This is a genomic window from Oceanobacillus sp. J11TS1, from assembly GCF_018333215.1.
Lineage (GTDB): Bacteria > Bacillota > Bacilli > Bacillales > Amphibacillaceae > Oceanobacillus.
In genome coordinates, this window is record NZ_BORO01000002.1 from 244,826 (window position 1) to 251,147 (window position 6,322).

Annotated in this window: 3 protein-coding genes and 2 pseudogenes; all 5 read left to right on the forward strand. The window is 41.4% G+C overall.

Annotation, left to right across the window (positions count from 1 at the left end; genetic code table 11):
* Nucleotides 1-54 precede the first annotated feature (54 nt).
* The 5 genes and pseudogenes from KI343_RS03395 to KI343_RS03415 all read left to right on the forward strand — a co-directional run bounded on the left by KI343_RS03395 (nucleotide 55) and on the right by KI343_RS03415 (nucleotide 5,859).
* Nucleotides 55-438: a nuclear transport factor 2 family protein gene (locus tag KI343_RS03395; protein ID WP_212925028.1), complete on the forward strand. Its 384-nt coding sequence runs from the start codon at nucleotides 55-57 to the stop codon at nucleotides 436-438.
* A gap of 858 nt (nucleotides 439-1,296) precedes the next feature.
* Nucleotides 1,297-1,968: pseudogene (gene ltrA, locus KI343_RS03400) on the forward strand (group II intron reverse transcriptase/maturase); the annotation flags it as partial.
* Nucleotides 1,969-2,511: 543 nt separating this feature from the next.
* Nucleotides 2,512-3,774 (forward strand): group II intron reverse transcriptase/maturase, encoded by a 1,263-nt coding sequence (gene ltrA, locus KI343_RS03405; RefSeq protein ID WP_212925029.1) that lies wholly within the window; start codon nucleotides 2,512-2,514, stop codon nucleotides 3,772-3,774.
* A 60-nt stretch (nucleotides 3,775-3,834) separates the two neighbouring features.
* Nucleotides 3,835-4,425: pseudogene (locus KI343_RS03410) on the forward strand (group II intron maturase-specific domain-containing protein); the annotation flags it as partial.
* Between the two features lie 255 nt (nucleotides 4,426-4,680).
* Nucleotides 4,681-5,859 (forward strand): AbrB family transcriptional regulator, encoded by a 1,179-nt coding sequence (locus tag KI343_RS03415; protein ID WP_212925031.1) that lies wholly within the window; start codon nucleotides 4,681-4,683, stop codon nucleotides 5,857-5,859.
* Nucleotides 5,860-6,322 lie beyond the last annotated feature (463 nt).

The window sequence follows — 6,322 nt, forward strand, 5'->3', positions numbered from 1 at the left end:
ATCTTAGAGGAAAAGATTCAAAAAATAATTGATATCGAGGATATATAAACATTAATGGCCAAATATTGTCACGGTATAGATAAAAAGGATGAAGCTACCTTTTTGAGTATTTGGGATGAGAATGGGGTCTATGAGCTACCTCGTGGTAAAGGAACTGGTAAGGCAGGAATCAAAGAGTTACTTCATAAAGTTTGGAGACAGGTTCCAAAGTGTCATCACCATATAACAAACCCGGTGATAGACATCGATGGGGATTATGCTTCTGCAGTATCAGATGTATTTTATTACCGGGAGAGTGACAATGGATTACTACAGCTACTTTCCGGAACATATGATTTTGAATTCGTAAAAAAATCTGGGGAATGGTCTATGAAGAAATTGAAATTTTCGAGTTTTGCTACCATTAGTCCTATTTTTAAAGAAAATATTGAAGCATGATATATCTAACTTTTACAGTTGGTCTAAACATATAATTTAACTAGTTAGCATCTTAAAAAATGGTACATGAATGAAAAACCTGTCAAAAAATCAAAGGTATAGTTTTTAAGATCTTTTTCTAGCAACTACAGCAACTAACTAGTGAAGTCCCCGTTGGTAAAAGTGATATAAATGCTAGAATAACGATGTACAAAAATGATTGTTTCATGATGTACAATTTTGACTCTAGCTTTAATACAACTACATGGAGAGATGGGCATGATAGCCTCGTTTGGTAAAGCCAGCTATATCAAGGGCTGGCTTTTTGTTTGTGCGCCAGGCATGTGCACACTCTCTAGGGTTAAAGTCCCGAGCCACGAAGGCAGTAGTAGTGGTTAGCTTAAGACAAGGGTGTCTGGGGTGACCCAGAATCTGAAGGAAGTCGGCGGCAAATCTCCGCCCCTAGGAACACGAACTTCATAGAAGGCTAGATGCATTTGGATGAGACTGCAAAACAAGTCAAAGTCCTTACTGCCAAAGGATGCATCGAGTAAATGAAGAGGGGACATGGAGAGGAAGAGCGTGTACTTACCCTGGGAGGTCTGATAGAAATGCGGTACACATACCGTAACTGGACATGTGAATGTTCACTGAACTATCAGAAGTCAGCCGAAGCCATAGTACCAGATACTTCTAGAGTATCTAGGAAGGGCCGAATCATTTACGGAGAATTGCCACTTCGCGTACGCAATACTCGATGAAGCAGAAACATGAAACCTTCCTAATGGAGGAAACGGTGAATCCCGTGGGGGACATTAGAAGGGCTGAGAGGAATTGCCACACAAGAAGAAAGGACAATTCACGCAGGAGTTAGATATCATGTTGGAACAAATCCTATCACGAGAAAATTTAATAACAGCGCTCCACCGAGTAGAGCGCAATAAAGGAAGTCACGGTGTCGACAAAATGCCTGTACAAAACCTACGAGCGCATATCGTGGAACACTGGACTTCTATTCGGGATCAGCTGGAAACAGGAAATTACCATCCTCTGCCTGTCCGCCGTTACGAAATCCGTAAACAAGAAGGCGGCGGTGTGAGGAGGCTAGGTATTCCCACTGTACTAGACCGATTTATCCAACAAGCAATTGCACAAGTTCTTACCACGATATATGACCCAACTTTCTCGGAATATAGCTATGGATTTCGACCGAAACGTCGAGGTCATGACGCTGTGAGGAAAGCGAGAGAGTACATGAAGGACGGATATCGCTGGGTAATCGATATGGACTTAGAGAAATTCTTCGATAAGGTGAATCACGACCGCCTGATGAGAACGTTAAGTCAGAGGGTCAAAGACCCGAAAGTCCTTCAACTTATCCGCAGGTTTCTACAAGCGGGAATCATGGAGGATGGACTGGTGCATCCAAATACAGAAGGAGCGCCTCAAGGCGGACCATTGAGTCCGCTTCTTTCAAATATTGTCCTAGATGAATTAGACAAAGAACTAGAAAGAAGGGGACTCAGATTCGTAAGATATGCGGATGACTGTGCGCCACGAAAGTGTGCGTGAGTAGCGAGACTACTCAAGGCAGCTATGCTGTACAAATGATGACGGTGGGCCCGTCGGAATCGCCATACAGGTGGAGGTTTCAAACTACCTTAAGGTGCTGTAGTCAAAAGCTATGGTATTGAGCGTTAAGGAAAAGGCAGTCAAGAACTGTCAAGTGTGTGTTATGGAGATGAATGAACATGTAAACCACTTACGAAAATGTCGAAAGCGTAGATATTCCATCAAAACCAGGGGGTAGTCGTTAATCTGGGATGAACTTAGAGGAAACCTGTTTACTGTCTAAGTGGTGGACGGCATAAAGGTGGCATGAACATAACATAGGCGTTTGTACGGAACGTGGGAACCTACGGACTGATGTGAAGGGAGTATTTCAAGTGGAAGACCCACAAGAAAAGAGTACCGATGCAGTCATAGGGGCAGATTGGGTTGTAGTAGTGAAGAAGCTTCTGTAATGGAAGTGGAGCGAAGAACCCGAATTATTCTGTTTCAAGGATAAGTCAACTTTGAAAGGAGGAGGAACTTATGCAAGAAACAAAACCGTTTTGTATTTCAAAGAATGCAGTAATGATGGCATTTGAACGCGTAAAAGCGAATCGAGGGACATATGGAATAGATGAACAATCTATTGAAAGTTTTGAACGGGATTTGAAAGACAATCTGTACAAACTATGGAATCGTATGTCCTCCGGAAGTTATTTTCCAAAACCAGTAAAAGCCGTCGCTATTCCCAAGAAAAATGGAGGAACAAGAACACTCGGAATACCCACAGTCGAAGACAGAGTGGCGCAGATGGTTGCGAAATTATACTTTGAACCGGCTGTAGAAAAACTGTTCTACGAAGATTCCTATGGGTATCGACCAAACAAATCGGCAATTCAAGCCATCCAAGTCACAAGGAAAAGATGTTGGAGAAAAGATTGGGTATTGGAGTTTGACATCAAGGGACTGTTTGACCATATCAGACATGATTACCTCATGGAAATGGTGAAACGACATACTAATCAAGACTGGGTCATCCTATATATACAAAGGTGGCTAACAACACCTTTTCAAATGGAGGATGGCAAGCTAGTGGAACGAACCTCTGGTACTCCGCAAGGCGGCGTTATCAGTCCAGTTCTCGCAAACCTGTTCCTTCATTATACCTTTGATGACTTTATGACAAAGGAATTCCCAACCATTCCATGGGCAAGATATGCAGATGATGGAATAGCGCATTGTGCTTCATTGAAGCAAGCAAAATACCTTCAACGAAGATTGGAAGAAAGATTCCAACTATTGGGGTTAGAGCTGAACTTGGAGAAAACGAAAATTATCTATTGTAAAGATGAAGATAGGAAGATGGACTATCCCAATATTTCGTTTGATTTCTTGGGGTACACGTTTCGACCAAGACACGCAAAGAACAGATATGGAAAATATTTCACGAACTTCTTACCAGCGATTTCGGATAGGGCAAAGAAAGCAATCCGAAAAGATGTAAGAAGATGGCGATTACAGCTCAAAGTGGATAAAACACTAGAGGATATTTCCAACATGTTTAATAAGAAAATCCAAGGATGGATTAATTATTATGGCCATTTCTATAAATCAGAAATGTACAGTGTATTGCGATACATCAATAATTGCTTGGTGAAATGGGTTCGTAGGAAATACAAGAAGCGAAAACATCGAAGAAGAGCAGAACATTGGTTAGGATCGATTGCACAAAGGGAGCGTGGGTTATTTGCGCATTGGAAATATGGAATACGACCGGCGATGAATAATGGGAGCCGTATGAGCTGAGAGGTTCATGTACGGTTCTGAGAGGGACTAAGGGGGAGGTTCCCTTGGTCTACTTACTTTCATATTTATGTACGTTCTAAAAGAGCGGGACATAGAGTAATGGAAAGTATCACAAACTTTATAGAGAAGAAACTTAAACTCAAAGTCAACAAAGAGAAAAGTGCGATAGACCGCCCATGGAAACGTAAATTCCTTGGATTCTCATTTACCTCCCATAAAGAAAATCCAAAGATACGGATTGCGAAAGGGAGTATCAAGCGCTTTAAACAACGCATTCGAGAATTAACCTCACGAAGAAAATCAATGAATATGGAAGATAGAATCAGGAAATTAAATCGATATCTTGTAGGATGGTTAGGATATTATCAACTAACAGAAACACCTTCCATATTCAAGAAACTGGACGGTTGGATTCGAAGACGTTTGCGAATGATACGCTGGAAAGAATGGAAGAAAGTGAAAACGAAATTCAAGAATCTCGTTAAACACGGTATCAAGAAAGGAAAAGCGTGGGAATGGGCAAACACAAGAAAGAGCTACTGGCGAACAGCCAGTAGCCCTATCTTGCATAGAGCGCTTGGTGACCAATACTGGTCAGACCAAGGCTTAAAGAGTCTAGCTAATAGATATCAAACCAAGCGTTGGACATAAATGAAACCGCCGTATACGGAACCGTACGTACGGTGGTGTGAGAGGTCGGAGGTTAGTCACCTCCTCCTACTCGATTAGGAACCTTGCCCATAGAGACTTCATGTCAAGTTAAACGACACAGAATTTAGTTAAAGATATTTCCAGAAAATCATTTTTGTACATCACTATGCATTCAAAATGCATAAGGCATGACACCTGATACTAAACGAGAACCGGAAATAATAGAATCGTTTTCTTATGAAAGAAGGAATTCAGATGCCATATGTCGTTTATTTTATATTGTGCGGAGTGGGCGGACTATTGTTTTCGTTTACGAATATATTTATTTCATGGATGCTCGGCGCTTTAGTTGTCGGTAGTCTGGTCGCGTTTTTCCAGCCCGACTTTTTGAACCTGAAACGAGCCGCCAACATGATTCCAGCTAGTTGGAATTGGTCCGGCCTAGCGATTCTCGGTGTACAACTCGGTCTCTATTTTAATATGACGCTGATCAAAACGCTGAGCACTTATTGGCTCATCATTCTCGCCATGCTCGTACTCACTATTATTTTTGCTCTTATCACAGGATTTTTCTTTTTTTATTTTACAAAAACAGATCTTTTATCCGGTTTTATTGCGACTGCTCCTGGCGGGATGACTGCTATGCCTATTATCGCACAGGAAGTGGGGGCAAACGTGGTGACCGTCACTGTCACTCAGGTGCTTCGAACTGTACTGGTGACTAGTACTTTTCCGGTATTGTTATCATTTTTTGGTGGATACGGAAGTTCTACTCCTGAGAATTTAACAATGTCCTATAACTCTTACTTCATACCGTTAACACTAGGTCAATTAGGATGGACTGTCTTTTTGTCGGCACTAGCGATTCTCGGTGCTGTTACATTTAAAAAACTAAAAATCCCGGTGCCCTGGCTGCTAGGTGTCATGGTAACCGTGGCTATCTTCAATCTTATTTTCGATCAATTAGCCCCAACAGCTACACTTTGGTGGCCGCATTGGGCTTTGCCTGTCGCTCAATTATTTCTCGGGGCATGCATCGGAGCTAACATGCAAAGAAAATTATTTCGGGACGCAAAAGCCGTGATTGTTGTTGGTATCATTAGCTCGTTGGCTTTAGTCATTGTCCTTGGCGCCTTGTCCATATTGGTCGCATCTCAGACACAACTGGATATGATTACGTCAATACTTGCTTTTTCCCCCGGAGGCGTCGCCGAAATGGCTGTCACTGCAGTTGAACTTGGCGCTGATTCCACCTTTGTTGTATCGGTCCAAATTATTCGGATTATGGCAGTGCTCCTAATCCTCCCACCACTCTTTCAAGTACTTCGTAAGTATTTTTTGAAAGAAGAAAAGGAAAACCATCAACAGACTTCGTGGTATAGGAAAGGGTATCTAGTTAGAGAGGAAAGTGAAAAAAGAGGCAGGAATTCTTAAAGAAAAACATACTGAGGATGGATTTCATGTGACTTTGGTATAGCAATATCGTTCACCTCCTCGTTTTATTTTTAATCTAATTCAAAATATATTGACTTATTTATGCTAACGATGCAGAATATGATATATGAAACTGAATTTTATATCATACGAATGATAAAATGCTTCATTCGTAAAATAAACTATTTATAGGAGATTTTATCATTCTACTATAAAAGATTCAAATTCAGGTAGTTAAAGAGGGCCAGACAAAACGTAGCCGAAATGGAAGCGAGCTCCTATTGCCTACTTGACAAGTTGTTTTTTGGGCACTATAGTCCATGGTTCTAAATAAGAGGTACTGTCAATAAGTATGTGTAAATTCCCAGGAAGTGCACCGGTTTTACATGGAGTAGTGGGCATGGTAGCCTTGGTGGTAAGGCCAACGCTTTTTTCCATAGTTGGGTCTTGGCCTATGAACCAT